This window comes from Bradyrhizobium sp. HKCCYLRH3099 (assembly GCF_051167855.1).
In the GTDB taxonomy this organism is placed as follows: domain Bacteria; phylum Pseudomonadota; class Alphaproteobacteria; order Rhizobiales; family Xanthobacteraceae; genus Bradyrhizobium.
Map to the genome: position 1 here is coordinate 270,623 of NZ_JBNPTW010000005.1, position 21,742 is coordinate 292,364.

17 protein-coding genes and 1 pseudogene are annotated in these 21,742 nt (G+C 66.2%); 12 read left to right on the forward strand and 6 right to left on the reverse strand.

Annotated elements, in window-relative coordinates; all coding sequences use genetic code 11:
- Positions 1 to 84 precede the first annotated feature (84 nt).
- Together ACQR1Y_RS13840 and ACQR1Y_RS13845 are read right to left on the reverse strand one after the other, a co-directional pair.
- The gene (locus ACQR1Y_RS13840; RefSeq protein ID WP_434876826.1) at positions 85 to 1,272 is read right to left on the reverse strand and encodes a thiolase family protein; all 1,188 of its coding nucleotides are present in this window, start codon (positions 1,270 to 1,272) and stop codon (positions 85 to 87) included.
- Between the two features lie 142 nt (positions 1,273 to 1,414).
- Entirely contained in the window at positions 1,415 to 2,185 is a 771-nt protein-coding gene (locus tag ACQR1Y_RS13845; protein ID WP_434876827.1) for an enoyl-CoA hydratase, read from the reverse strand.
- Between the two features lie 151 nt (positions 2,186 to 2,336).
- Here ACQR1Y_RS13845 and ACQR1Y_RS13850 point away from each other — a divergent pair, with 151 nt between their 5' ends.
- The 10 genes and pseudogenes from ACQR1Y_RS13850 to ACQR1Y_RS13895 all read left to right on the forward strand — a co-directional run bounded on the left by ACQR1Y_RS13850 (position 2,337) and on the right by ACQR1Y_RS13895 (position 12,878).
- Positions 2,337 to 2,993: a TetR/AcrR family transcriptional regulator gene (locus tag ACQR1Y_RS13850; RefSeq protein WP_434857511.1), complete on the forward strand. Its 657-nt coding sequence runs from the start codon at positions 2,337 to 2,339 to the stop codon at positions 2,991 to 2,993.
- A 153-nt stretch (positions 2,994 to 3,146) separates the two neighbouring features.
- Positions 3,147 to 4,643, forward strand: a complete 1,497-nt coding sequence (locus ACQR1Y_RS13855; RefSeq protein ID WP_434857510.1) for a CoA-acylating methylmalonate-semialdehyde dehydrogenase — start codon at positions 3,147 to 3,149, stop codon at positions 4,641 to 4,643.
- Between the two features lie 175 nt (positions 4,644 to 4,818).
- Positions 4,819 to 5,964 carry an isobutyryl-CoA dehydrogenase gene (locus ACQR1Y_RS13860; protein ID WP_434876828.1) on the forward strand — a complete coding sequence of 382 codons (1,146 nt, stop codon included), beginning with the start codon at positions 4,819 to 4,821 and terminating at the stop codon, positions 5,962 to 5,964.
- The gene (locus tag ACQR1Y_RS13865; RefSeq protein ID WP_434876829.1) at positions 5,961 to 7,037 is read left to right on the forward strand and encodes an enoyl-CoA hydratase/isomerase family protein; all 1,077 of its coding nucleotides are present in this window, start codon (positions 5,961 to 5,963) and stop codon (positions 7,035 to 7,037) included. The genes ACQR1Y_RS13860 and ACQR1Y_RS13865 overlap by 4 nt, the downstream gene beginning before the upstream one ends.
- Positions 7,038 to 7,058: 21 nt before the next feature.
- Positions 7,059 to 7,955, forward strand: a pseudogene (mmsB, locus tag ACQR1Y_RS13870) (3-hydroxyisobutyrate dehydrogenase); the annotation flags it as partial.
- Positions 7,955 to 9,682 (forward strand): AMP-binding protein, encoded by a 1,728-nt coding sequence (locus ACQR1Y_RS13875; RefSeq protein ID WP_434876830.1) that lies wholly within the window; start codon positions 7,955 to 7,957, stop codon positions 9,680 to 9,682. The pseudogene mmsB and the gene ACQR1Y_RS13875, both read left to right, overlap by 1 nt.
- Before the next feature lie 7 nt (positions 9,683 to 9,689).
- On the forward strand, positions 9,690 to 10,166 hold the full coding sequence (locus ACQR1Y_RS13880; protein ID WP_434876831.1) for a MaoC family dehydratase: 477 nt from the start codon (positions 9,690 to 9,692) through the stop codon (positions 10,164 to 10,166).
- Between the two features lie 113 nt (positions 10,167 to 10,279).
- Entirely contained in the window at positions 10,280 to 11,197 is a 918-nt protein-coding gene (locus tag ACQR1Y_RS13885; RefSeq protein WP_434857505.1) for an SDR family NAD(P)-dependent oxidoreductase, read from the forward strand.
- Between the two features lie 150 nt (positions 11,198 to 11,347).
- Entirely contained in the window at positions 11,348 to 12,595 is a 1,248-nt protein-coding gene (locus ACQR1Y_RS13890; RefSeq protein ID WP_434876832.1) for an NAD(P)/FAD-dependent oxidoreductase, read from the forward strand.
- Positions 12,596 to 12,620: 25 nt separating this feature from the next.
- Complete coding sequence (locus ACQR1Y_RS13895) at positions 12,621 to 12,878, forward strand: hypothetical protein (protein WP_434876833.1); 258 nt, start codon at positions 12,621 to 12,623, stop codon at positions 12,876 to 12,878.
- Positions 12,879 to 13,042: 164 nt separating this feature from the next.
- Here ACQR1Y_RS13895 and ACQR1Y_RS13900 read toward each other — a convergent pair whose 3' ends face one another.
- From ACQR1Y_RS13900 to ACQR1Y_RS13910, 3 genes are all read right to left on the reverse strand, one after another.
- Complete coding sequence (locus ACQR1Y_RS13900; RefSeq protein WP_434876834.1) at positions 13,043 to 14,122, reverse strand: D-TA family PLP-dependent enzyme; 1,080 nt, start codon at positions 14,120 to 14,122, stop codon at positions 13,043 to 13,045.
- Between the two features lie 119 nt (positions 14,123 to 14,241).
- Positions 14,242 to 16,053, reverse strand: a complete 1,812-nt coding sequence (locus ACQR1Y_RS13905; RefSeq protein ID WP_434876835.1) for an ABC-F family ATP-binding cassette domain-containing protein — start codon at positions 16,051 to 16,053, stop codon at positions 14,242 to 14,244.
- 5 nt (positions 16,054 to 16,058) lie between these two features.
- The gene (locus ACQR1Y_RS13910; RefSeq protein ID WP_434876836.1) at positions 16,059 to 16,553 is read right to left on the reverse strand and encodes a YaiI/YqxD family protein; all 495 of its coding nucleotides are present in this window, start codon (positions 16,551 to 16,553) and stop codon (positions 16,059 to 16,061) included.
- Between the two features lie 123 nt (positions 16,554 to 16,676).
- Here ACQR1Y_RS13910 and ACQR1Y_RS13915 point away from each other — a divergent pair, with 123 nt between their 5' ends.
- The gene (locus tag ACQR1Y_RS13915; RefSeq protein ID WP_434876837.1) at positions 16,677 to 17,477 is read left to right on the forward strand and encodes a hypothetical protein; all 801 of its coding nucleotides are present in this window, start codon (positions 16,677 to 16,679) and stop codon (positions 17,475 to 17,477) included.
- Between the two features lie 491 nt (positions 17,478 to 17,968).
- Here ACQR1Y_RS13915 and ACQR1Y_RS13920 read toward each other — a convergent pair whose 3' ends face one another.
- Complete coding sequence (locus ACQR1Y_RS13920; RefSeq protein WP_434876838.1) at positions 17,969 to 20,344, reverse strand: xanthine dehydrogenase family protein molybdopterin-binding subunit; 2,376 nt, start codon at positions 20,342 to 20,344, stop codon at positions 17,969 to 17,971.
- A gap of 199 nt (positions 20,345 to 20,543) precedes the next feature.
- On the opposite strand from ACQR1Y_RS13920, the gene ACQR1Y_RS13925 reads away from it, so the two are divergent.
- Positions 20,544 to 21,617 (forward strand): Ppx/GppA phosphatase family protein, encoded by a 1,074-nt coding sequence (locus ACQR1Y_RS13925; RefSeq protein ID WP_434876839.1) that lies wholly within the window; start codon positions 20,544 to 20,546, stop codon positions 21,615 to 21,617.
- Positions 21,618 to 21,742: the final 125 nt, after the last annotated feature.

Here is a 21,742-nt window from a genome sequence, read left to right on the forward strand (position 1 = left end):
CGGGTCTCGTGAGGCTGGGAAACGGCGCCAGTCTGGCAGACGGCGCGGGTGACATAAATGGCAAAGTTCCCTCGTTTTGGGACATTACGGCCGCTCGACCGCAATCGCCGTCGCCTCACCGCCGCCGATGCACAGCGCGGCGACGCCGCGCTTCAGGCCGCGGGCCTGCATCGCGTGCAGCAAGGTCACGATCAGCCGCGCGCCGGTGGCGCCGATGGGATGGCCGAGCGCGCAGGCGCCGCCATTGACGTTCAGCCGGTCACGGGGAATGCCGAGGTCGCGCTGCGCGGCCATGGCGACCACCGCGAAGGCCTCGTTGATCTCGAACAAATCGACGTCTTCGACGCGCCAGCCGACCTTGTCGAGCAGTTTCCGGATCGCCGGAATCGGCGCCGTCGTGAACCATTGCGGCTCCTGGCTGTGGGTCGCGTGCCCCTTGATCTCGGCGATCACGGGCAGGCCGTCACGCTCGGCGCGCGATCGCTGGGCGAGGACGAGGGCCGAGGCGCCGTCCGCATTGGCGGAGGACGCCGCTGGCGTGATGGTGCCGTCCTTGCGGAACGCAGGCTTCAGCGCCGGGATCTTCGCCGGATCGACCTTGAGCGGATGCTCGTCATTGCCGACCAGCCGTGGCCCGGACTTCTCGGTCAGCGTGATCGGCGCGATTTCGGCCGCGAACGCGCCGCTCTCGACCGCCTTGCGGGCGCGCGTCAGCGTTTCCACCGCGTAGGCGTCCTGGTCGGCACGGGTGAACTGATAGGCTTCCGCCGTGGCCTCGCCAAAGTCGCCCATCGAGCGGCCGGTGTCGTAGGCGTCTTCCAGGCCGTCCAGCATCATGTGATCGAGAATGCGGTCGTGGCCGGCGCGATAGCCGCCGCGTGCCTTGGCCAGCAGATAGGGCGCATTGCTCATGCTCTCCATTCCGCCGGAGACGACGATCTCGGCAGAGCCGGCGCGGATGATGTCGTGCGCCAGCATCGTCGCCTTCATTCCGGAGCCGCAGACCTTGTTGATGGTGGTGGCGCCGGTCGCATCGGGCAGGCCAGCGCCCCGCGCGGCTTGGCGAGCCGGGGCCTGGCCCTGACCGGCCGGCAGCACATTGCCCATGAACACTTCGCCCACCGCATCCGCGGGGACACCCGCGCGTTCGATCGCCGATTTTATCACGTGAGCCCCGAGCTCGTGCGCGCGCAGCGGCGACAATTCGCCCATGAAACGGCCGAGCGGCGTGCGCGCGGCGGACAGGATCACGACGGGATCGGACGAGGCCATGACAAGGCTCCCTGAATAAAGATGATGATCATCATATAATGGGGGCCAGGAAAAGCAAACCATCGTTCTCGCGCACTTTGTGGTGAGGGTGCGAGCGAGACTGGGGGAAGCTGAGGTCGAAAACTTGGAGAAACTTGCGGCTCTACCGCTTGCGATCGATGAAATGCTGCATCAACCGCGTGGGCTCGTCGGTCAGGAAGGAGCGCCCGAAGGCGCCGATCGACACCTCGACCGATTCCTTCAGCGGCAGATCTTCCCATTGCCGCAACAAGGCCTTCTGCAGCCGGAGCGCTTCCGGGCCGCAGGCGAGGAGGGAATCGATGGCGCGCTCCACCGCGGCATCGAGTTCGCCTTCCGTGGCCACCGAATCGACCAGGCCCCAGGCGAGCGCGGTCGGCGCGTCGATCGTCTCGGCCGTCATCAGGAGCCAGCGCGTGCGGCCCCAGCCGATCAGCCGCGGCAACAGCGCGGCATGAATGACCGAGGGGATGCCGACGCGCACCTCGGGCATGCCGAACTTGGCGTCATGCGCTGCAATGCGGAGATCGCAGGCCGCCGCGACTTCCAGGCCGCCGCCGAGACACCAGCCCGGCATCCGCGCGATCACCGGGGCGGGAAAATTCCGCACGGCTTCGCACAGTCCGGCAAGCCGCGAGATGAACGCTTCCGCGGACGCCTGGTCGAGCGTCGCCATTTCCTTGATATCGGCCCCGCCGATCATGCTGCGCTCGCTCTCGCCGGCAAGCACCACGGCGCGAATACCGGTGTCTGATGCGAGCGAGTGCAGGCCGTTCTGAACGTCCAGGATGGCGGCAGAACCGAGAATATTGAGCTTGCCGGCGTTGCAGATCGTCAGCCGCACGACGCCGCGAGAATCGCGTTCGATGCCGCAGTGGGAATTGAGCATATCCATGGTCGCTTCCTCCTCGTGAGCACGGCTGAGTTCCGGCTTTCGGGAATGGTGTCACGGTCTTGATTTAGATCAACTCGAATTCATCAAATAGCTGCAGCGAGCAGGGCGCAGAGCTGCTATTGTATGACCTCGGACATTCAATGGGACGGCAATGCGCTACTCTCCGGAACACAAGGCGGAAACCCACGCGCGAATCGTGCGCAAGGCGTCGGTGCGGCTGCGGGAAAAGGGCGCTCACGGGGTCGGCGTGGCCGACCTCATGAAGGAGGCCGGCCTCACCCATGGCGGCTTCTATGCGCATTTCGAATCGCGCGAGGCGCTGGTCGTCGAAGCCTTCGGCTATGCGATCGATCGGTCCATGGAGCGTTGGCGCAAGCTCCTGGATGAGATGCCGCCGCAGAAGCGGCTCGCTGCGATCGTCGACGGATATCTGTCTTCGGAGCATCGCGACGATGCCGGCCACGGTTGCGCCGTCCCTGCGCTGGGGGCCGAGATCGCGCGGGAGAGTGCGAAGACCCGCAAGGCCTTTGCCGCCAAGCTGGCGGAGCTGATCGATCTCTTCGCCGACTATATCGTCGACGTGCCGCGCAAGACTGCGCGCAAGCGTGCCTCGGCCATGCTGGCGACCCTGATGGGGACGATCGTCATGGCGCGCATTACCGGCAGCGGGGAATTGTCGGACGAGATTTTGAGCTCAGGACGGGAGGTGGCCCTGGCGGTCGCCAATGGTGGCGGGCCTGCGGGGAAGACCCCGGCGCGGGCGCCCGCAAAACGTCCGGCGAATAAGGTGGCCGCCGCCAAGCGCTGAGCTTCGGACGAGAGGCGCGACGCACGGCGTGCCGCGAGCGCGAAGGGGCGGCAATTTCGCAGCGCGGCTCAGCGCTTAAACCCTTCCCAAACGCCGCAAAGACTGCAAGATGCCGGCCAATTCGGCACTGCTTACCCCCTGCGGAGGATACCCATGCGTTCGATCGGTCATTTCATTGGCGGCAAAGAGGTCAAAGGTACGTCCGGACGGACCGCCGACGTCTTCGAGCCGATGACCGGTGACGTGCAGGCCAAGGTCGCTCTCGCCTCCCGCGCCGAGCTGCGGGCCGCCGTCGAGAACGCCAAGGCCGCGCAGCCGGCCTGGGCCGCGACCAACCCGCAGCGCCGCGCGCGCGTGATGATGAAGTTTCTGGAACTCGCGCAGCGCGACTACGATCAGCTCGCCGAGCTGCTGGCGCGCGAGCACGGCAAGACCATTCCGGACGCCAAGGGCGACATCCAGCGCGGCCTCGAGGTCGTCGAATTCGCCTGCGGCATTCCGCATCTGATGAAGGGCGAGTACACCGAAGGTGCCGGCCCCGGCATCGACATCTACTCGATGCGCCAGCCTCTCGGTGTCGTTGCCGGCATCACGCCGTTCAATTTCCCGGCGATGATTCCGATGTGGAAGTTCGCGCCCGCCATCGCCTGCGGCAACGCCTTCATCCTCAAGCCCTCAGAGCGCGATCCGGGCGTGCCGATGAAGCTCGCCGAGCTGATGATCGAGGCCGGCCTGCCGGCGGGCATCCTCAACGTCGTCAACGGCGACAAGGAAGCGGTCGACGCCATCCTCGAGGATCCGGACATCATGGCGGTGGGCTTTGTCGGCTCGTCGCCGATCGCGCAGTACATCTATGAGCGCGCCGCCGCGCACGGCAAGCGTTGCCAATGCTTCGGCGGCGCCAAGAACCACGCCATCATCATGCCCGACGCCGATCTCGACCAGGCCGTCGACGCGCTGATCGGCGCGGGCTATGGCTCGGCCGGCGAGCGCTGCATGGCGGTCTCCGTCGCGGTGCCCGTCGGCAAGACCACCGCGGACCGGCTGATGGACAAGCTGATCCCGCGCGTCGAGAGCCTGAAGATCGGCACCTCGGTCGATCCGTCGGCTGATTTCGGTCCGCTGGTGACCCGCGAGGCGGTCGAGCGCGTCAAGAACTACGTCGATATCGGCGTCAAGGAAGGCGCGACGCTTGCCGTCGACGGCCGCGGCTTCAAGATGCAGGGCTACGAGAACGGCTTCTACATGGGCGGCTGTCTGTTCGACAACGTCACCAAGGACATGCGGATCTACAAGGAAGAGATTTTTGGTCCGGTGCTGTCGGTCGTCCGCGCCAAGGATTACGCCGAGGCGCTGGCGCTGCCGTCGGATCATGACTACGGCAATGGCGTTGCGATCTTCACCCGTGACGGCGACGCGGCCCGCGACTTCGCAGCCAAGGTGAATGTCGGCATGGTCGGCATCAACGTGCCGATCCCGGTGCCGATCGCCTACTACACCTTCGGCGGCTGGAAGAAGTCCGGCTTCGGCGATCTCAACCAGCACGGCCCGGATTCGATCCGCTTCTACACCAAGACCAAGACGGTCACCTCGCGCTGGCCGTCCGGCGTCAAGGAAGGCGCGGAATTCTCGATTCCGCTGATGAAGTGACGACAAGTGGGAGCCCACCAGGGCTCCCACTTGCGTCATTGCGAGGAGCAAAGCGACGAAGCAATCCAGACTGCCTCCGCGGAAAGATTCTGGATTGCTTCGCTTCGCTCGCAATGACGGCGTATGAAACAGCGGCACGGCCTACAAAACAAGTTCAGGGAAACGCGGAGAACGAATGCAGTTCGCTCTCGATGAGGATCAGATTGCGGTGCGCGACATGGCGCGCGCCTTTGCGGCCGAGAAGATCGCCCCGCATGCGCTGCGCTGGGACGAGGAGAAGTGTTTTCCGGTCGACGTGATGCGCGAAGCCGCAAGCCTCGGCATGGGCGGCATCTACATCCGCGACGATGTCGGCGGCTCCGGCCTGTCCCGTCTCGATGCCGCGCTGATCTTCGAGGCGCTGGCGACAGGCTGCCCGACGGTGTCCGCCTTCATCTCCATCCACAACATGGCGTCGTGGATGATCGACACCTTCGGCACCGAAGCGCAGCGCCAGGAATATCTGCCGAAGCTCTGCCCGATGGACCTCATCGCGAGCTACTGCCTGACCGAGCCCGGCGCCGGCTCCGATGCCGCCGCGCTGCGCACGCGCGCAGTAAGGGACGGCGATTTCTACCTGCTCAACGGCCAGAAGCAGTTCATCTCCGGCGCTGGCGCGACGGACATCCTCGTCGCGATGGTTCGCACGGGCGCCGACGGTCCCGGCGGCATCTCGACGCTCGTGATCGACGCCAAGACCCCCGGCGTGTCGTTCGGCGCCAATGAGCGCAAGATGGGCTGGAATGCGCAGCCGACCCGCGCCGTTATTTTCGAGAACGCGCGCGTGCCGGTGGCCAACCGCCTGGGCGAAGAGGGCATCGGCTTCAAGATCGCGATGGCCGGACTCGACGGCGGCCGTCTCAACATCGCGGCGTGTTCGCTCGGCGGCGCGCAGTCCGCGCTCGACAAGACGCTGGCCTATACCAAAGAGCGCAAGGCCTTCGGCAGGCGGCTCGACGAATTCCAGGCGCTGCAATTCCGGATCGCCGACATGGCGATCGAGCTGGAGGCCGCGCGCACCTTCGTGTGGCGCGCCGCCGCGGCGCTCGACCGCAAGGATGCGGATGCGACGATGCTGTGCGCGATGGCCAAGCGTTTTGGCACCGATGTCGGCTTTGAGGTTGCCAACCAGGCGCTGCAGCTGCACGGCGGCTACGGCTACCTCAGCGAATACGGCATCGAGAAGATCGTGCGCGATCTGCGCGTGCACCAGATCCTCGAAGGCACCAACGAGATCATGCGCCTGATCGTGTCGCGCAAGCTGATCGAGGGCGCGCGATGAGCGACGCCATCGAAGGCGATCTGATCGTCCGACGCGAAGGCTCGGCCGGCATCATCCGGCTGAACCGGCCCAAGGCGATCAACGCGATGACCCTGGAGATGTCGATGGGCATCGACGCGGCGCTCGATCAGTTCGAGGCTGATTCCGCCGTCGCCGTTGTCCTGCTCGAAGGCGCGGGCGAGCGCGGGCTGTGCGCCGGCGGAGACATTCGCGGGCTCTATGAAAGCTCGAAGGTGAATGGCGATCTCGGCAAGGTGTTCTGGCGCCAGGAATACATCATGAACGCGCGCATTGCGGCGTTCCCGAAGCCTTATGTTGCCTACATGGATGGTCTGGTGATGGGCGGCGGCGTCGGCCTGTCGGCGCATGGCCGCCATCGCATCGTCACCGAGAAGACCAAGCTCGCGATGCCCGAGGTCGGCCTCGGATTTTTTCCCGATGTCGGCGGCACCTGGCTGCTGTCACGCGCGCCGGGACAGCTTGGCGCCTATTTCGGCTTGACCGGCCAGACGTTGAACGGGCCCGACGCGATCCATGCCCGGTTTGCGGATGCGGTCGTGCCAACCGAGAAGTGGCCGGCGCTGCGCGAGGTCCTGACCAAGGTCAGGCCCGGGACATTGTCGGCCGAGATCGACCGGCTGATCGCTGGTTTTGCCACCGGCGAGACCGCCGGGCCCGTTGCTGCGCAGCAGGCAAAGATCGATGCATGGTTTGCCCACGACAGCATGCACGATATCTTTGCGGCGCTGGAAGGCGATGGCTCCGAGCTGGCGCACGCAACGCTGAAGACGCTGAAGGAGAAGTCGCCGCGCGGCATGGTCGTGACGCTGAAGTTGCTGCGGCTGGCGCGCGGAGCGACATCGTTGCAGGAATGCCTCGTGCGCGAATATCGTGCGGCGTTGGAAGTCTTCCGTAGCGACGATTTCCGCGAGGGCGTGCGGGCCGCAATCATCGACAAAGACCGCAGTCCGAAGTGGTCGCCGCCCGACGTCGATCAGGTGACGCCGGAAATGCTGGCGCCGTATCTCGCCGAGATCGGTGCCGATGAGCTGACATTTCCGCAAACGAGATAACAATCAGGTCGAGGGAGAGAACGAACCATGGCAACGATCGCATTCATCGGCCTCGGCAACATGGGCGGACCGATGGCCGCCAACCTCGTCAAGGCCGGCCACAAGGTGGTGGCGTTCGACCTGGTCGAAGCATCGCGCGCGCAGGCCAAGGCCGATGGTGCCGCGATTGCAGATAGCGCCGTCGCCGCGGTGAAGGGCGCCGACGCCGTCGTCACCATGTTGCCGGCCGGCAAGCATGTGCTTGCCGTCTGGAACGAGGTCGTGCCCGCGATGAGCAAGGGCGCGCTCATTATCGACTCCTCCACCATCGACGTCGAGAGCGCGCGATCAGCGCATGCGCTCGCGGCCAAGCACGGCATCGCGGCGGTCGACGCGCCGGTCTCCGGCGGTACCGGCGGCGCGAAAGCCGCGACGCTGACCTTCATGTGCGGCGGCGAGGAGGGCGCATTCGCCGCGGCCAAGCCGATCCTGGAAAAGATGGGCAAGAAGATCGTCCATTGCGGTGGTGCCGGCGCGGGGCAGGCGGCCAAGATCTGCAACAACATGATCCTCGGTATCTCGATGATCGCGGTCGGCGAGGCGTTTGCGCTGGGCGAAAAGCTCGGCCTGTCACACCAGGCGCTGTTCGACGTCGCCTCGACCTCGTCGGGGCAGTGCTGGTCGCTGACGTCCTATTGCCCGGTGCCGGGCCCGGTGCCGGCCTCGCCCGCCAACAACGACTACAAGCCGGGCTTTGCCACCGCGCTGATGCTCAAGGATCTCACGCTGTCGCAGGACGCGGCCAAGGCGGCCGGTGCTGCGACGCCGCTCGGTCAGCACGCGCAGGAGATCTACAAGGCGTTCGAGGCCGCCGGCCATGGCGGCGTCGATTTCTCAGGCATCATTCAGCACGTCCGCAAGCTCGCCGGGACCACCTGATGACGACATTCAAGGACGCACGCGCGTTTCTGCTGGCGCATCGCACCGACTACGATGCCGCCGTGAAACGCTTTCGCTGGCCCGATCCCGTCCCGTTCAACTGGGCGCTCGACTGGTTCGATGCCGAACTCGCATCCGATCCGGAGAGCCGCGAGCGCACCGCGTTGTGGATCTTCGACGCCGCGCAGGATCGCCAGACGAAACTGTCCTTCGCCGCGCTGTCGCGCCGCTCCAACCAGGTCGCGAACTTCCTGCGCGCGCAGGGGCTGAAGCGCGGCGATCATCTGCTGCTGCTGCTCGGCAATGTCGTGCCGCTATGGGAGACGATGCTGGCGGCGATGAAGCTCGGCGTCGTCGTGATTCCAGCGACGACCTTGCTGACCACCGATGAGTTGCGCGATCGCCTGGAGCGCGGCCGCGCGAAGGCTGTCGTCGCCGCGCAGGACCAGGTCGCGAAGTTCGCCGATCTCGGCGCGGATGATTTGGTTCGGATCGTCGTGGGGACGACGACATCGGCCGGCTGGCTGCCGTTCGCGCAGGCCGCCGACGCCGCCGAGGCGTTCACGCCGGATGGTCCAACGCAGCCTGATGATCCGATGCTGCTGTATTTCACGTCCGGCACCACGGCCAAGCCGAAGCTGGTGCGGCACAGCCATCGCAGCTATCCGGTCGGGCATCTCTCGACAATGTACTGGCTCGGGCTGCAGCCCGGCGACGTGCATCTCAACATCTCCTCGCCGGGCTGGGCCAAGCATGCTTGGAGCTGCTTCTTCTCGCCGTGGAATGCCGGCGCCACCGTGTTCGTCGTCAACCAGCCGCGCTTCGATGCCAAGGGGTTGCTCGCGATCATCAAACGCTGCGGCGTCACCACTCTGTGCGCGCCGCCGACGGTGTGGCGGCTGTTCATCCAGGAGCATCTCGCCGACTTCAAGGTGTCCTTGCGCGAAGCCTGCGGCGCCGGCGAGCCGCTCAACCCGGAAGTGATCGACCAGGTCCGCGCTGCGTGGGGGCTCACGATTCGCGACGGCTACGGCCAGACCGAGACCGCCGCGATCTGCGGCAATTCGCCGGGTCAGAAGCTGAAGATCGGCTCGATGGGCCGGCCTCTGCCGGGCTATCGCGTCGAGGTCGCCGACATCGACGGCAATCTGGCGAGCGAGGGCGAGATCACCTTGGCGCTGTCGGGTGAGCGTCCGGCCGGCCTGATGCAAGGTTATCAGGGCGACGACGGCAAGCTCACGGGCGCGGACGGCACGCGCTATCGCACCGGCGACGTCGTGTTCCGAGACGAGGAGGGTTATCTCACCTTCGTCGGCCGCTCCGACGACGTGTTCAAATCCTCCGACTACCGCATCTCGCCGTTCGAACTCGAGAGCGTACTGCTGGAGCATGAGGCGGTCGCGGAGGCGGCGGTGGTGCCGAGCCCCGATCCGATCCGGCTTGCGATCCCGAAGGCCTATGTGCTGCTGACATCAGGCGCGGAGCGCTCGCGCGCGACCGCGCTGTCGATCTTTGAGCACCTGCAGGCACGGCTGGCGCCGTTCAAGCGCATCCGCCGGCTCGAGCTGGTCAGCGAGCTGCCGAAGACGATCTCCGGAAAGATCCGCCGCGTGCAGCTGCGCCGGCTAGAGCACGAGGACAACCGCACTGATCAGTTGCGTGGCATGGAATTCAAGGAAGAGGATTTCCCGGAGCTGAAGACGCGACCGTCCGGGCACGAGGTGTAAGAAACGCATGAACAATATCTGGAAGAAGCCGCCGATTTCGCTTGAAGCCTATCAGGCCATGGTCGGCCAGGAGATCGGCGTGTCGTCGTGGCACGTGCTCGATCAGAAGCGCATCGATACCTATGCCGACGTGATCGAGGATCACCAGTTCATCCATGTCGATCCGGAAGCGGCGAAGGCGACGCCGTTCGGCACCACCATCGCACACGGCTTCCTGACGATGTCGCTGCTGTCGGTGATGTCCTACGAGGTCATGCCGGCGATCGAGGGCACGGCCATGGGCGTGAACTACGGCTTCGACAAGCTGCGCTTCATCTCGCCAGTGAAATCCGGGAAACGCGTGCGCGGCCGTTTCGTGCTGTCTGAAGCCACTCTGCGCAAACCGAAAGAATTGCAGTCGCGCACCAACGTCACGGTCGAGATCGAAGGCGAGGACAAGCCCGCGCTTGTCGCCGACTGGATCGGTCTCATTTATATCAGCTAATCAACGCTCGTCATCGCCGGGCTTGACCCGGCGATCCATCTACTTCCGAAGAAGGGATGGATGCCCGGGTCAAGCCCGGGCATGACGAACTGAAAATCGCAGGGTAAAACATCATGGCAATCAGATTCGACGGACGTGTCGCCATCGTCACCGGCGCAGGCAATGGTCTCGGGCGCGCGCATGCGCTGGGGCTGGCGAGCCGCGGCGCCAAGGTCGTGGTCAATGATTTCGGCGGCGCCCGCGACGGCACCGGTGGCTCCATGACCGCGGCCGAGACCGTGGTCGAGGAGATCCGCAAGGCCGGCGGCACCGCGATGGCCGACGGGGCCGACGTCTCGAATTTCGAGCAGGTCACCGCGATGGTCGAGCGCGCCACCAAGGAGTGGGGCAGCGTCGACATCATGTGCGCCAATGCCGGCATCCTGCGCGATAAGTCGTTCGGCAAGATGGAGGTCGCCGATTTCGCCAAGGTGCTGGACGTGCATCTCGTCGGCAGCTTCTACTGCTGCAAGGCAGTCTGGAACGGAATGCGCGAGCGCAACTACGGCCGCATCGTCTTGACCACGTCTTCTTCAGGTCTCTTCGGCAATTTCGGTCAGGCCAATTACGGCGCGGCCAAAACCGGGATGGTCGGCCTGATGAACGTGCTGGCGGAGGAGGGCCGCAAGACCAACATCCGCGTCAACATCATCTCGCCGACGGCGGCCACCCGCATGACCGAGGAGCTGCTGCCGCCGCAGGCGCTGCAACTGATGAAGCCGGAATCGATCACGCCGGCGGTGGAGTATCTGCTGAGCGAGGACGCGCCGACCCGCACCATCATGGGCGCCGGCGCCGGCTCGTTCGCGGTGATCAAGATCCTGGAGAGCGAGGGCATCAATCTGCCGCCGGAAGAATGGACGCCGGACGCGGTGGCCGCGCATTTTGCCGAAATCAGCGACATGTCGAAGGCCCGCGCGCTGCAGGGCGCGTTCGAGCAGACGCAGAAGTATGTCTCGCAGGCCGCCGCGCGGCTGGGGATCAAGTTGTAGTTCTCACTGTCATTCCGGGGCGCGCGTCAGCGCGAGCCCGGAATCCATAACCACGATCGGGAGTATGGATTCCGGGCCTGCGCCAAGAGGCGCATCCCGGAATGACGACCTCTGTTGCGGACCCTCCGTCCAACCCAACCCGTTTGCGCGATGTTCCCGACAAGACCAAACATCGCTATCATCGGAGCCGGCCCGGCCGGGCTGATGGCCGCCGAGGTGCTGGCTGAGGGCGGAGTCAGCGTCACCGTCTACGATGCGATGCCATCGGTGGCGCGCAAGTTCCTGATGGCGGGGCGAGGCGGACTCAACCTCACGCATAGCGAAGAGCTGTCGGCATTTCTGTCGCGCTATCGCGAAGCAGCGACGTGGCTTGCGCCGGCCATTCAAGCGTTTTCGCCGCAACAATTGCGCGACTGGTGCGAAGCGCTGGGCCAGCCGACCTTCGTCGGGTCCTCGGGCCGCGTATTTCCGGTCGCGATGAAAGCCTCGCCGCTGCTCCGCGCCTGGCTGCGCCGGCTCGATGCCCAGGGCGTGCGCATCGAGCTGCGCCATCGCTGGACCGGCTGGGACGATCAGGGACGTCTCATCTTCGACACGCCAAACGGCCCGCGCGCCATTGCAGCCGATGCGACGGTGCTCGCCCTTGGCGGCGCCAGCTGGCCGCGGCTCGGCTCCGATGGCGGCTGGGTGCCAATCCTCGCGGCGAAGGGAATCGCGATCGCGCCGCTGCGGCCGGCCAATTGCGGCTTCACCGTCGGCTGGTCGGACCTGTTCCGCGACCGCTTCGAGGGCCAGCCGTTGAAGGGCATCGCGCTGTCGTTCGGCGGGCGCAGCGTACGCGGTGAGGCGGTCGTCACGCGGGACGGCATCGAGGGCGGCGCGGTCTATGCGCTGTCGGCCGAATTGCGCGAGGCCATCGCGCTGAATGGCGAGGCGGTCCTGCATGTCGCGTTGCGGCCTGACCTCGAGACGCCCGATCTGATCAGGCGGTTGTCGGCACCGCGCGGAAAACAGTCGTTCTCGAACGTCCTGCGCAAGGCGCTGCAACTCTCTCCGGTTGCGATCGGGCTCTTGCAGGAGGTCGCAAAGACGCAAGGGCTGGCATTGTCGTCGCTGTCGCCCGAACATCTCGCGGCGCTCATCAACGCCGTCCCGATCAAGGCAACGGGCACGGCCGGCCTCGCCCGCGCCATCTCCAGCGCTGGCGGCATCGCGCGCGACGAGCTCGATGCCGACTACATGCTCAAGCGTCTGCCGGGCGTGTTCGCCGCAGGAGAGATGCTCGATTGGGAGGCCCCGACCGGCGGCTATCTGCTTCAGGCGTCGTTCGCGACAGGCGTGGCCGCGGGAAAGGGCGTGCTGAAGCGGCTTGCCGGGGGAACGGCGGGCGGTGACTGACCAGCTTCCTGAGGCGTGGTCTTGGATGGCCGACGATCAGCTCCGCGCCGCGTTCGAAGAAGAACTTGCGCGCGAAGTTGGTCCCAATCATGCGCTGGCCAATCGATCCGCCGGGATCGTCGCCCGACGCGAAGACTGCGACGACGTTCTTGTTGCGCTCGAGGGAGGCCGCGTGGCTCAAGTCCATTTGACGTGGACACGGCGTTGCGAGATTGATCCTCGCTGGCCCGAGGCCGTCATCTACGATTCGATGGACGAATGGCGGAACAGTCGCAGCGAGTAACCGAGCGGGCGGCCACAAACACCGTCGTCATTCCGGGGCGCCCGGAGGGCGAGCCCGGAATCCATAACCACGATCGGGCGTATGGATTCTCCGATGCGCAATTGCGCATCGTAGCTCAGCCGCTGGCGCGGCTGCCCCGGAATGACGAGTGGAGAGAGCATCGCTTAACGCAGCTTCCCCCGCGCCGCGACCGGCAGCGTGCCTAAAATCTCCTCGCCGCGCACCATCACCACCTCGTCCATCATGTTGACGACGACGCAGACGTGGTTGGGGACGATGCGGACGACGTCGCCGACGTTCGGGCGGGTATTGCTGCGGGAGAGGTCGAGGAAGCCGTGCTCCTCGGCGAAGCGGGCGATCTTGGCTTCCGGGTGTTCCAGGATCAGGCCGTGGCCGTCAAGGCCGCCGGTGTCGGTGGTCAGTGTCTTTGAGCCGGCATCGAGGATGCCGCGCTCGGGCGCGGCGCGGCTGACGACGGTGGAGTAGATGTGCAGCGCGCAGTCGTCCCACGTGGCCACGCCGGCGGCGACCTGCATGCGGTCGTTGTAGATGTAGGTGCCGGGGCGGTGCTCGGTGGCGCCCTTGAGCTTGCCGAGATTCTTGAGGTTCGGCGAGCCGCCGGTCGAGACGATGCTGGCCTCCAGCCCCTCGGCGCGGACGCCGGCCAGCGCCTCATCGTAGAAGCGTTGTGCGTCGTCCCAGCCGCTCTCCGTCGGATACAGCATGAAGCCGGCGAAGCGCAGGCCTTCGCTCGCCTTGATCTGGCGCGCCAGCTGGATCGCCTCGGCCGGCGTCTCGACGCCGGCGCGCTTGCGGCCCGTATCGCATTCGACGACGACCGAAAGCGTGCGGCCGGATTGCTTCGCGGCCTGCGGCAGGCCGGCGATCACGGTCGAATTGTCGGCGGCGACGGTCATGTCGGCCTTGGCTTGCAGCGCGGCGAGACGCGCCATCTTCTCCTCGCCGATCAGGTTGTAGCTGATCAGGATGTTGCTGATGCCCGCGTCCGCCATGATCTCGGCTTCGCCGATCTTCTGGCAGGTGATGCCTTGCGCGCCGGCCTCGATCTGCAGCTTCGCCAGCGCCGGGCTCTTGTGCGTCTTGATGTGCGGCCGGTTGGCGACGCCGGCGGCAGCGCATTGCGCCTGGATGCGCGCGATGTTGCGCTCGACCTTGTCCATGTCGATGACGGCGCAGGGCGTGCCGTACTCCCGGGCGATCTTGGCGGCGAGCGGGGTGGTCATGTCATTTTGCTCCATGTTGCCGTCATTGCGAGGAGCGAAGCGACGAAGCAATCCAGAGTCCCGACTGCAGCCCTGGATTGCTTCACTTCGCTCGCAATGACGGAGTTCATTGATGAACCTTACGCGCCCTCGATCTCCTCGCGCAGCACTTCGAGCTCCAGCCAGCGGTCTTCGGCGGCGGTGAGCTCGGCTTGCGCGGTGGCGATGGCGAGGGAGGCCGCGTCGAATTTCTTGCGGTCCTTGGCGTAGAGCGCGGGGTCGGCGAGCACGGCCTGCTGCTTGGCAATTTCGGCCTGCAACTTGGCGATCGTCTTCGGCAAGGTTTCCAGCGCGTGCTTCTCATTGAAGGAGAGCTTGCGCTTTGGCGCGCTCGTCGGCGCGCTAGCGGCCGGCTTCGTCTCTTTCTTCTCCTCAGCCGCTTTCGCATGCTCGCGCTTCAGGTCCGCGCCGCGCTGGACCAGCATGTCGCTATAGCCGCCGGCATATTCCTGCCATTTACCGTTGCCCTCGGGCACGATCACCGAGGTGACGACGCGATCGAGGAAGTCGCGGTCGTGGCTGATCAGGATGACCGTGCCCTCGTAGTCACCAAGCATGTCCTCGAGCACGTCCAACGTTTCCAGGTCGAGATCGTTGGTCGGCTCGTCCAGCACCAGGAGGTTCGACGGCTTGGCCAAAGCGCGCGCCAGCATCAGCCGGCCGCGCTCGCCGCCGGAGAGCACTTCGAGCGGCGTGCGCATCTGCTCGCGCGAGAACAGAAAGTCCTCCATGTAGCCGACGACATGCTTCGGCTTGCCGGCCACCATGACGTGATCGCCGCGGCCGCCGGTCAGCGCCTCCGCGAGCGTCGTGCGCGGATCGAGGCTCTCGCGGTGCTGGTCGAGCGTCGCCATCTCCAGATTGACGCCGAGCCGGACGGTGCCGCTGTCCGGCTCGCTGCCGCCGGTGAGCAGGTTGACCAGCGTGGTCTTGCCGGCGCCGTTGGGGCCGACGATGCCGATGCGGTCGCCGCGCTGGATGCGGATGGAGAAATTGTCGACGATCTTGCGGTCACCGTAGGATTTCGACGCGCCCTTGGCCTCGATCACCAGCTTGCCGGACTTGTCGGCCTCTGCGGCGGCGAGATTGGCGCTGCCTGCCGTGCCGCGATAGTCGCGGCGCTGCTGGCGCAGCGCGTGGAGGTTGGCGAGCCGCTTGACGTTGCGCTTGCGCCGGCCGGAGACGCCGTAGCGCAGCCAGTGCTCCTCATTGACGATCTTGCGGTCGAGCTTGTGCTGCTCGCGTTCTTCCTCGGCCAGGACTTCGTCACGCCACGCCTCGAACGCTGCAAAGCCGCGGTCGATCTGCTTGATCTGACCGCGGTCGAGCCAGGCGGTGGCGCGCGACAGGTTGGTGAGGAAGCGGCGGTCGTGGCTGATCAGCACCAGCGCGCAGCGGCGGCCGTCGAGCTCGTTCTCCAGCCACTCGATGGTGGTGAGATCGAGATGGTTGGTCGGCTCGTCCAAGAGCAGGATGTCGGGATTTGGCGCGAGCACGCGCGCCAGCGCCGCGCGGCGGGCCTCGCCGCCGGAGACATGCGCGGGATCCTCTTCGCCGGTCAGTCCGAGCTGCTCGACGAGGTAGCGCGCCTGATAGTGATCGTCACCCGGCCCGAGCCCGGCTTCGACATAGGACAGCGTCGTCGCATGGCCCGAGAAATCCGGTTCCTGCGGCAGATAGCGCACGGTGGCGCCGGGCTGCACGAAGCGCGTGCCGCTGTCGCAATCGACCAGACCCGCGGCGATCTTCAGCAGCGTCGACTTTCCTGAGCCGTTGCGGCCGATCAGGCAGACGCGCTCGCCGGGCGAAACCGACAGTTCAACGCCCTGCAGCAGGGCGGTGCCGCCGAAGGTCAGGCGGATGTCTTTGAGTTGAATGAGTGGCGGCGCCATGTCGCTTAGCTCTGTTGCTGGACCCGCGCGGCGCGTTGGCGCTGCACGCGGCGGATCGTGGTGTCGAGGGTGGAGAGGAAGGTCGAGCGGTCGCGCGGCGTGAACGAGCGCGGGCCGCCGGTGACCTCGCCGGACGAGCGCAGATCGGTCATCAGATTGCGCACCGCCAAGGTCATGCCGATCGACTCCTCGGTGAACGGCTTGCCGTTCGGTGCGATCACGGCGCTGCCCGCCTTGACGCAGCGGCTCGCCAGCGGAATGTCCGCGGTGATGACGATGTCGTCGGCGGTGGTGCGCTCGGCGATCCAGTCGTCGGCGGCATCCATGCCGCTGCCGGCGGCGATGCGCGTGATCAGGGGATCGTCGGGCACGCGGATGAAGCCGCCGGCGACGACGATCACCGGCAGGCCGTGCCGGATCGCGACGCGATAGATCTCGTCCTTCACCGGGCAGGCGTCGGCATCGACATAGATGGTGATCGGGGCGGTTTGGAGCGTCATCGGGCCTTCATTCGGGATGGCCGGTTGGTACTCCATCGCGCCGGGAATTGCGAGCCAAAGGCTGAGCTTGCCAGGGGCTTTCGGGCCGTTACCATCGCCCAAAAGGGTCAAAGGGAGGCAAGCATGTCCGGCGAAATCGCGCCATACGCGGTCGAGGCGTTCAACACGGCCAAGCAGTCCGAAAACAAGATGCACGACGACAGCGTGGCCCGCCGCTTCGGCTTCGCCGGCGGTCTCGTGCCGGGTGTCGAGGTGCTGGCCTATATGCTGCACCAGCCGGTCGCGCGCTGGGGGCTGGCGTTCCTGGAACGCGGGTTCATCGAGGCGCGGTTCATCAAGCCGGTCTATGACGGCGAGATGGCCGAAGTCACGGCGAGCGGGGTGGCCGATGGCCTCGCGCTCGAGGTGACGAGCCAGGGCCAGCTCTGCGCCACCGGTTCCGCGTCGCTGCCCGCGTCAGCGCCGCAGGTCGTCTTGGCTGAGTATCGCGACGTTCCGCCAGCGGCCGTGCGGCCTCCCGTCAGTGCGGAGTCCTTCGCGGTCGGCAGCTGGCTGGGAACAGCGCCGCGCGCCTGGCCGGGACCGGCGGCCACGATGTATCTCGACGAAATCCGCGAGCGCGATCCGATCTATGCCAGCGAGCGGCTCGGCCATCCCGGCATGCTGCAGCGGGTGATGAACCGGCTGCTGGTCGACAATGTCGTGCTCGGCCCGTGGATTCACGTCGGCAGCCGGATGCAGCTGTTGTCGGTGATCGCCGAAACTGACGAGATCACGGCGCGGGGAAGGGTGGTTGCCAACTACGAGAAGAAGGGCCACCGCTTCGTCGAGATCGACGCGCTGGTGGTCGCGAACGGCACGCGGCCGCTGGCGCATTGCCACCATGTCGCGATCTATCAGCCGCGGGCGGAGGCGGCGGCGTAGCGGATGGAGAGAATGGGCAGGCGGCTTCTCCAACCACAACTGTCATGCCCGCCGCCCACGGGTCTCGCCTTCGGCGAGCCCGAGGACAGGCTCCGGCGGGGCATCCAGCACGCCGCGGCCTCTCGGTTCAATCACGACTGCCACGGCGTACTGGATCGTCCGCTTTCGCAGACGATGACAGCAGAGGTCGAGGCGGGCTGCTTGCCTCATACTCCGTCATTACGAGCGTAGCGAAGCAATCCAGGGTGGTGGGCGGGACTCTGGATTGCTTCGCTACGCTCGCAATGACGCCGTCTTCCGGCAATCAATCATCATGCCCGGGATTGTCCCGCCTGCGCGGCGAAGGCCCGGGCATCCATGTCGTGCGTCGCCCTCGGCTCGTGGATGGCCGGGTCAAGCCCGGCCATGACGAGGGAGAGAGTGGGCCTCGAACTTAGTCGGACGTTGATCGATGGCGGCCGTATAGGCCGCCATCGAAGCGGCAACCTTGCTCACGCCGCCGTTTTCGCCTTGCCGTCCTGGATCGCGCGCCAGATCTTTTCGGCCGTCAGCGGCATGTCCAAATGCTTCACGCCGTAGTCCGACAGCGCGTCGATCACTGCGTTGATGACTGATGCCATCGACCCTGCGCAGCCGGCTTCGCCGCAGCCCTTGGTGCCCAGCGGATTGCTCTTCGCCGGCACCGGATGGTTGTCGACCGTCATCATCGGCACGTCGGAGGCGCGCGGCAGGGCGTAATCCATCAGTGAGCCCGTGATCGGCTGGCCGCTTTCGTCGTAGCGCAGGTGCTCCATCATCGCTTGGCCGATGCCTTGCGCAACGCCGCCATGCAACTGGCCGGCGACGATCATCGGGTTGATCACGGTGCCGAAATCGTTGATCGCGGTGTAGCCGACGATGTGCGCCACGCCGGTGTCCGGCTCGATCTCGACCTCGCAGACATGGCAGCCGTTCGGGAAGGTCGACTCCGTCGCCGTCGAATTGTGGTCGACGTCGAGCGAGGCCGGCACGCCGTCGGGCATCTTGCCCTCGCGCAGGCGCTGCGCCAGCTCCATGATGTCGATGCTGCGGTCGGTGCCGGCGATGGTGAACTGGCCGCCCGCGAACTCGATGTCGGCCTCTGACGCCTCCAGCAGATGCGCCGCTGCCTGCTTGCCCTTGGCAATCACGAGCTGCGACGACTCGACGATGGCTTGTCCCGTCGCGGTGATCGAGCGCGAGCCGCCGGTGCCGTTGCCGAAGCGCACGAGATCGGAGTCGCTCTGCTCCAGCCGGATCTTTTCGAACGGCACGCCCAACTGCTCCGACAACACCTGCGAGAACGGCGTCGCATGGCCCTGGCCGTAATCCAGCGTGCCGGTGGTGAGCGTCACGCCGCCATCGGCATCGAAGGTGATCTTGCCGAGCTCTCCGCTCGGCGGAGCGGTGACCTCCAGATAGGAGCCGACGGCGATGCCGCGCAGCTTGCCGGCCTTGCGGCTCTCGCGCTTGCGCCTGGCGAAGCCGGCATAGTCGGAGACCTGCAGCGCCTTCTCGAACACGGCGGCGAAATCGCCGGAATCATAGGTCACGCCGGAGGCCGCCGGGAACGGCATCTGGCTCGGCTTGATGAAGTTGCGCTTGCGGATGGTGAGGCGGTCGATGCCCATCTCGCGCGCGGCGGTGTCGATCAGCCGCTCCATGAAGTAGTTCGCCTCGGGCCGGCCGGCGCCGCGATAGGCGCCCATGAGCGTGACGTTGGTCAGCACCGTCTTGATGTCGACGCCGAGCAGCGGCGTCTTGTAGACGCTGGCGAGGTTCTTGCCGGTGTTGAGCGACAGCGGCAGCGGCGCGACGCCCATGATGTAGGCGCCGAGATTGCCGTAGCCGGAGAGTCTCACGGCGAGGAACTTGCCGTCGGCGTCGAGGGCGAGCTCGCCATGGATGATCTGGTCGCGGCCCTGGCTGTCGGACAGGAAGGCGGTGGTGCGCTCGTCGCGCCACTTCACCGGACGTTTCAGCTCCCTCGCGGCGTGCAAGATGCAGATGTACTCGGGATAGGAGACGTTCTTCATCCCGAAGGAGCCGCCGACGTTCGTTGTCAGGATGCGGACCTTCTCCGGCGCGACGTTGAGGATCTTGGCCAGCGTCGCCTTGTTGCCGGACACGCCCTGGGTCGGCACCTGCAGGGTAAAGCGCTCGCTCTTGCCGTCGAACGCGGCGAGCGCCACGCGCGGCTCCATCGACACCACCGCGACGCGGGTGTTGACGATGTCGAGCTTGGTGATGTGCGCTGCCTTGGCGAACGCCTCGTCGATCTTGGCGGTGTCGCCATAATGGTAATCGAGCGCGACATTGTTCGGGATGTGGTCGTAGAGCTGCGGCGCGCCGGGCCGGGTGGCTTCCTCGGCATTGGTGACCGCGGGGAGTGGCTCGATATCGACCTCGACCGCCTCGGCCGCGTCGCGGGCCTGTGCGGCGGTCTCCGCGACCACGAACGCGATGGGGTCGCCGACGAAGCGCACCTTGTCGGTGACGAGCGCCGGGCGGTTGGTCTGCAGCAGTGGCGAGCCGTCCCGGCCCTTCAGCGGCAATCCGCAGGTGAACGGGCCATAATTGGCCGCGGCCAGGTCCGCGCCGGTCCACACGCCGAGCACGCCCGGCATGGCCTTGGCAGCCGTGGTGTCGATGCCCTTGATGATCCCGTGAGCGTGGTTGGAGCGGACGATCCAGGCATGCGCCTGTCCGGGCAGGTTGAAATCGTCGGTATATTTGCCGTGCCCGCGCACCAGCGTGTCGTCCTCCTTGCGCCGGACCGGCTGCCCGACGCCGAATTTCTGCAGCGCAATCGCGTTTTCGAGGGAGGCCGGGGCGGTGTGATCTTGCATGGAAGGGGATCCGGAGAGCTGGATGGAGCGCAAAACGGGCTGTTCCCAGATAGTGCAGCGCCCGCGGCCGGACAACGGTTGATTAGGAATGGTGCATCACGCCTGACGGAGGGGCTGTTGCGCCGGCGCACTCCACTGATAATGTCTCGGCAAAGAGAACTTCCATCTGGGCCGGCTCGGCCAGCGGAAAGACATTTGAATGATCAATGACACGCGGCTGCGGGAGAGTCCGACGCCGCGCGGGAACCTGGAGCCCGGCTTGCATCCGGGTCTGGACGTCGCGACACCGGCCTGCGCCAGCAACGGCAGCAGCGTGTACGCGGCCCTGGATCTCGGAACCAACAATTGCCGGCTCCTGATCGCCTGTCCCTCAGGCGACAGTTTTCGCGTGGTCGACTCGTTCTCGCGCATTGTCCGGCTGGGCGAGGGCATCTCGACCACCGGCTGCATCAGCGACGCGGCGATGGACCGGGCCATCGCGGCGCTCTCCATCTGCCGGGACAAGATCCAGTCGAAGAAGGCGCGGCGGCTGCGCCTGATCGCGACCGAGGCCTGCCGCGCGGCGGCCAACGCCGAGGGGTTCCGGACCCGGGTGGCAGCGGAAACCGGCATCGAGCTCGAGGTCATCGACCGAGAGACCGAGGCGGCGCTGGCGGTTAAGGGCTGCGCGCCGCTGCTCGACCCCGGCGGGCGCGGCGCGATCCTGTTCGACATCGGCGGGGGGTCCAGCGAGCTGGTGCGGATCGAGCGTGATCCGGCGGACCGGAATGCGGAACCACGGATCAAGGCCTGGATGTCGATCCCGCTGGGCGTGGTCACCCTGGCCGAGCGGTTCGGCGGCCGCGACGTGACGCCGGAGATCTATGCCGCCATGGTCGAGGCCGTGGCCGAGCATGTCGGCCCTTTTGCAGCCGAGAATGGCGGCGATCTCGACGGCATGCATCTGCTCGGCACCTCCGGCACGGTGACGACGCTCGCGGGCATTCATCTCAATCTCGCGCGCTACGATCGCCGTCGGGTCGACGGCATCTGGATCAATGATGCCGACATCACGGCGACGATCGGCAAGCTGCTGGCGATGAGCTACCAGGAGCGCGCCGAGAACAACTGCATCAGCATCGACCGCGCCGATCTCGTGCTGGCCGGCTGCGCCATCCTCGACGCCATCCGGCAATCCTTCCCGCTGCCGCGGCTGCGCGTCGCCGACCGCGGTTTGCGTGAAGGCATGTTGGTCGAGATGATGCGCGAGGACGGCGCGCTGCGGACGGCGTAGCAAAGGTTTGACGACGTCATTCCGGGGCGGGCCGGACGGAAACAGCGAAGCTGTTTGCGTCTGTCGCGAACCCGGAATCTCGCTCCCGTAACACAACTTCTGGATTCCGGGTCCCGCCCTGACGG

Bases quoted from the DNA above. Each gene is read 5' to 3' on its own strand.
- ACQR1Y_RS13880 (WP_434876831.1), top strand. From the start codon at position 9,690: ATGAACAATATCTGGAAGAAGCCGCCGATTTCGCTTGAAGCCTATCAG.
- ACQR1Y_RS13925 (WP_434876839.1), top strand. From the start codon at position 20,544: ATGATCAATGACACGCGGCTGCGGGAGAGTCCGACGCCGCGCGGGAAC.
- ACQR1Y_RS13860 (WP_434876828.1), top strand. From the start codon at position 4,819: ATGCAGTTCGCTCTCGATGAGGATCAGATTGCGGTGCGCGACATGGCG.
- ACQR1Y_RS13850 (WP_434857511.1), top strand. From the start codon at position 2,337: ATGCGCTACTCTCCGGAACACAAGGCGGAAACCCACGCGCGAATCGTG.
- ACQR1Y_RS13840 (WP_434876826.1), bottom strand. From the start codon at position 1,272: ATGGCCTCGTCCGATCCCGTCGTGATCCTGTCCGCCGCGCGCACGCCG.
- ACQR1Y_RS13910 (WP_434876836.1), bottom strand. From the start codon at position 16,553: ATGACGCTCCAAACCGCCCCGATCACCATCTATGTCGATGCCGACGCC.
- ACQR1Y_RS13845 (WP_434876827.1), bottom strand. From the start codon at position 2,185: ATGGATATGCTCAATTCCCACTGCGGCATCGAACGCGATTCTCGCGGC.
- ACQR1Y_RS13900 (WP_434876834.1), bottom strand. From the start codon at position 14,122: ATGACCACCCCGCTCGCCGCCAAGATCGCCCGGGAGTACGGCACGCCC.
- ACQR1Y_RS13875 (WP_434876830.1), top strand. From the start codon at position 7,955: ATGACGACATTCAAGGACGCACGCGCGTTTCTGCTGGCGCATCGCACC.
- ACQR1Y_RS13865 (WP_434876829.1), top strand. From the start codon at position 5,961: ATGAGCGACGCCATCGAAGGCGATCTGATCGTCCGACGCGAAGGCTCG.
- ACQR1Y_RS13895 (WP_434876833.1), top strand. From the start codon at position 12,621: ATGGCCGACGATCAGCTCCGCGCCGCGTTCGAAGAAGAACTTGCGCGC.
- ACQR1Y_RS13915 (WP_434876837.1), top strand. From the start codon at position 16,677: ATGTCCGGCGAAATCGCGCCATACGCGGTCGAGGCGTTCAACACGGCC.
- ACQR1Y_RS13920 (WP_434876838.1), bottom strand. From the start codon at position 20,344: ATGCAAGATCACACCGCCCCGGCCTCCCTCGAAAACGCGATTGCGCTG.
- ACQR1Y_RS13855 (WP_434857510.1), top strand. From the start codon at position 3,147: ATGCGTTCGATCGGTCATTTCATTGGCGGCAAAGAGGTCAAAGGTACG.
- ACQR1Y_RS13885 (WP_434857505.1), top strand. From the start codon at position 10,280: ATGGCAATCAGATTCGACGGACGTGTCGCCATCGTCACCGGCGCAGGC.
- ACQR1Y_RS13905 (WP_434876835.1), bottom strand. From the start codon at position 16,053: ATGGCGCCGCCACTCATTCAACTCAAAGACATCCGCCTGACCTTCGGC.
- ACQR1Y_RS13890 (WP_434876832.1), top strand. From the start codon at position 11,348: ATGTTCCCGACAAGACCAAACATCGCTATCATCGGAGCCGGCCCGGCC.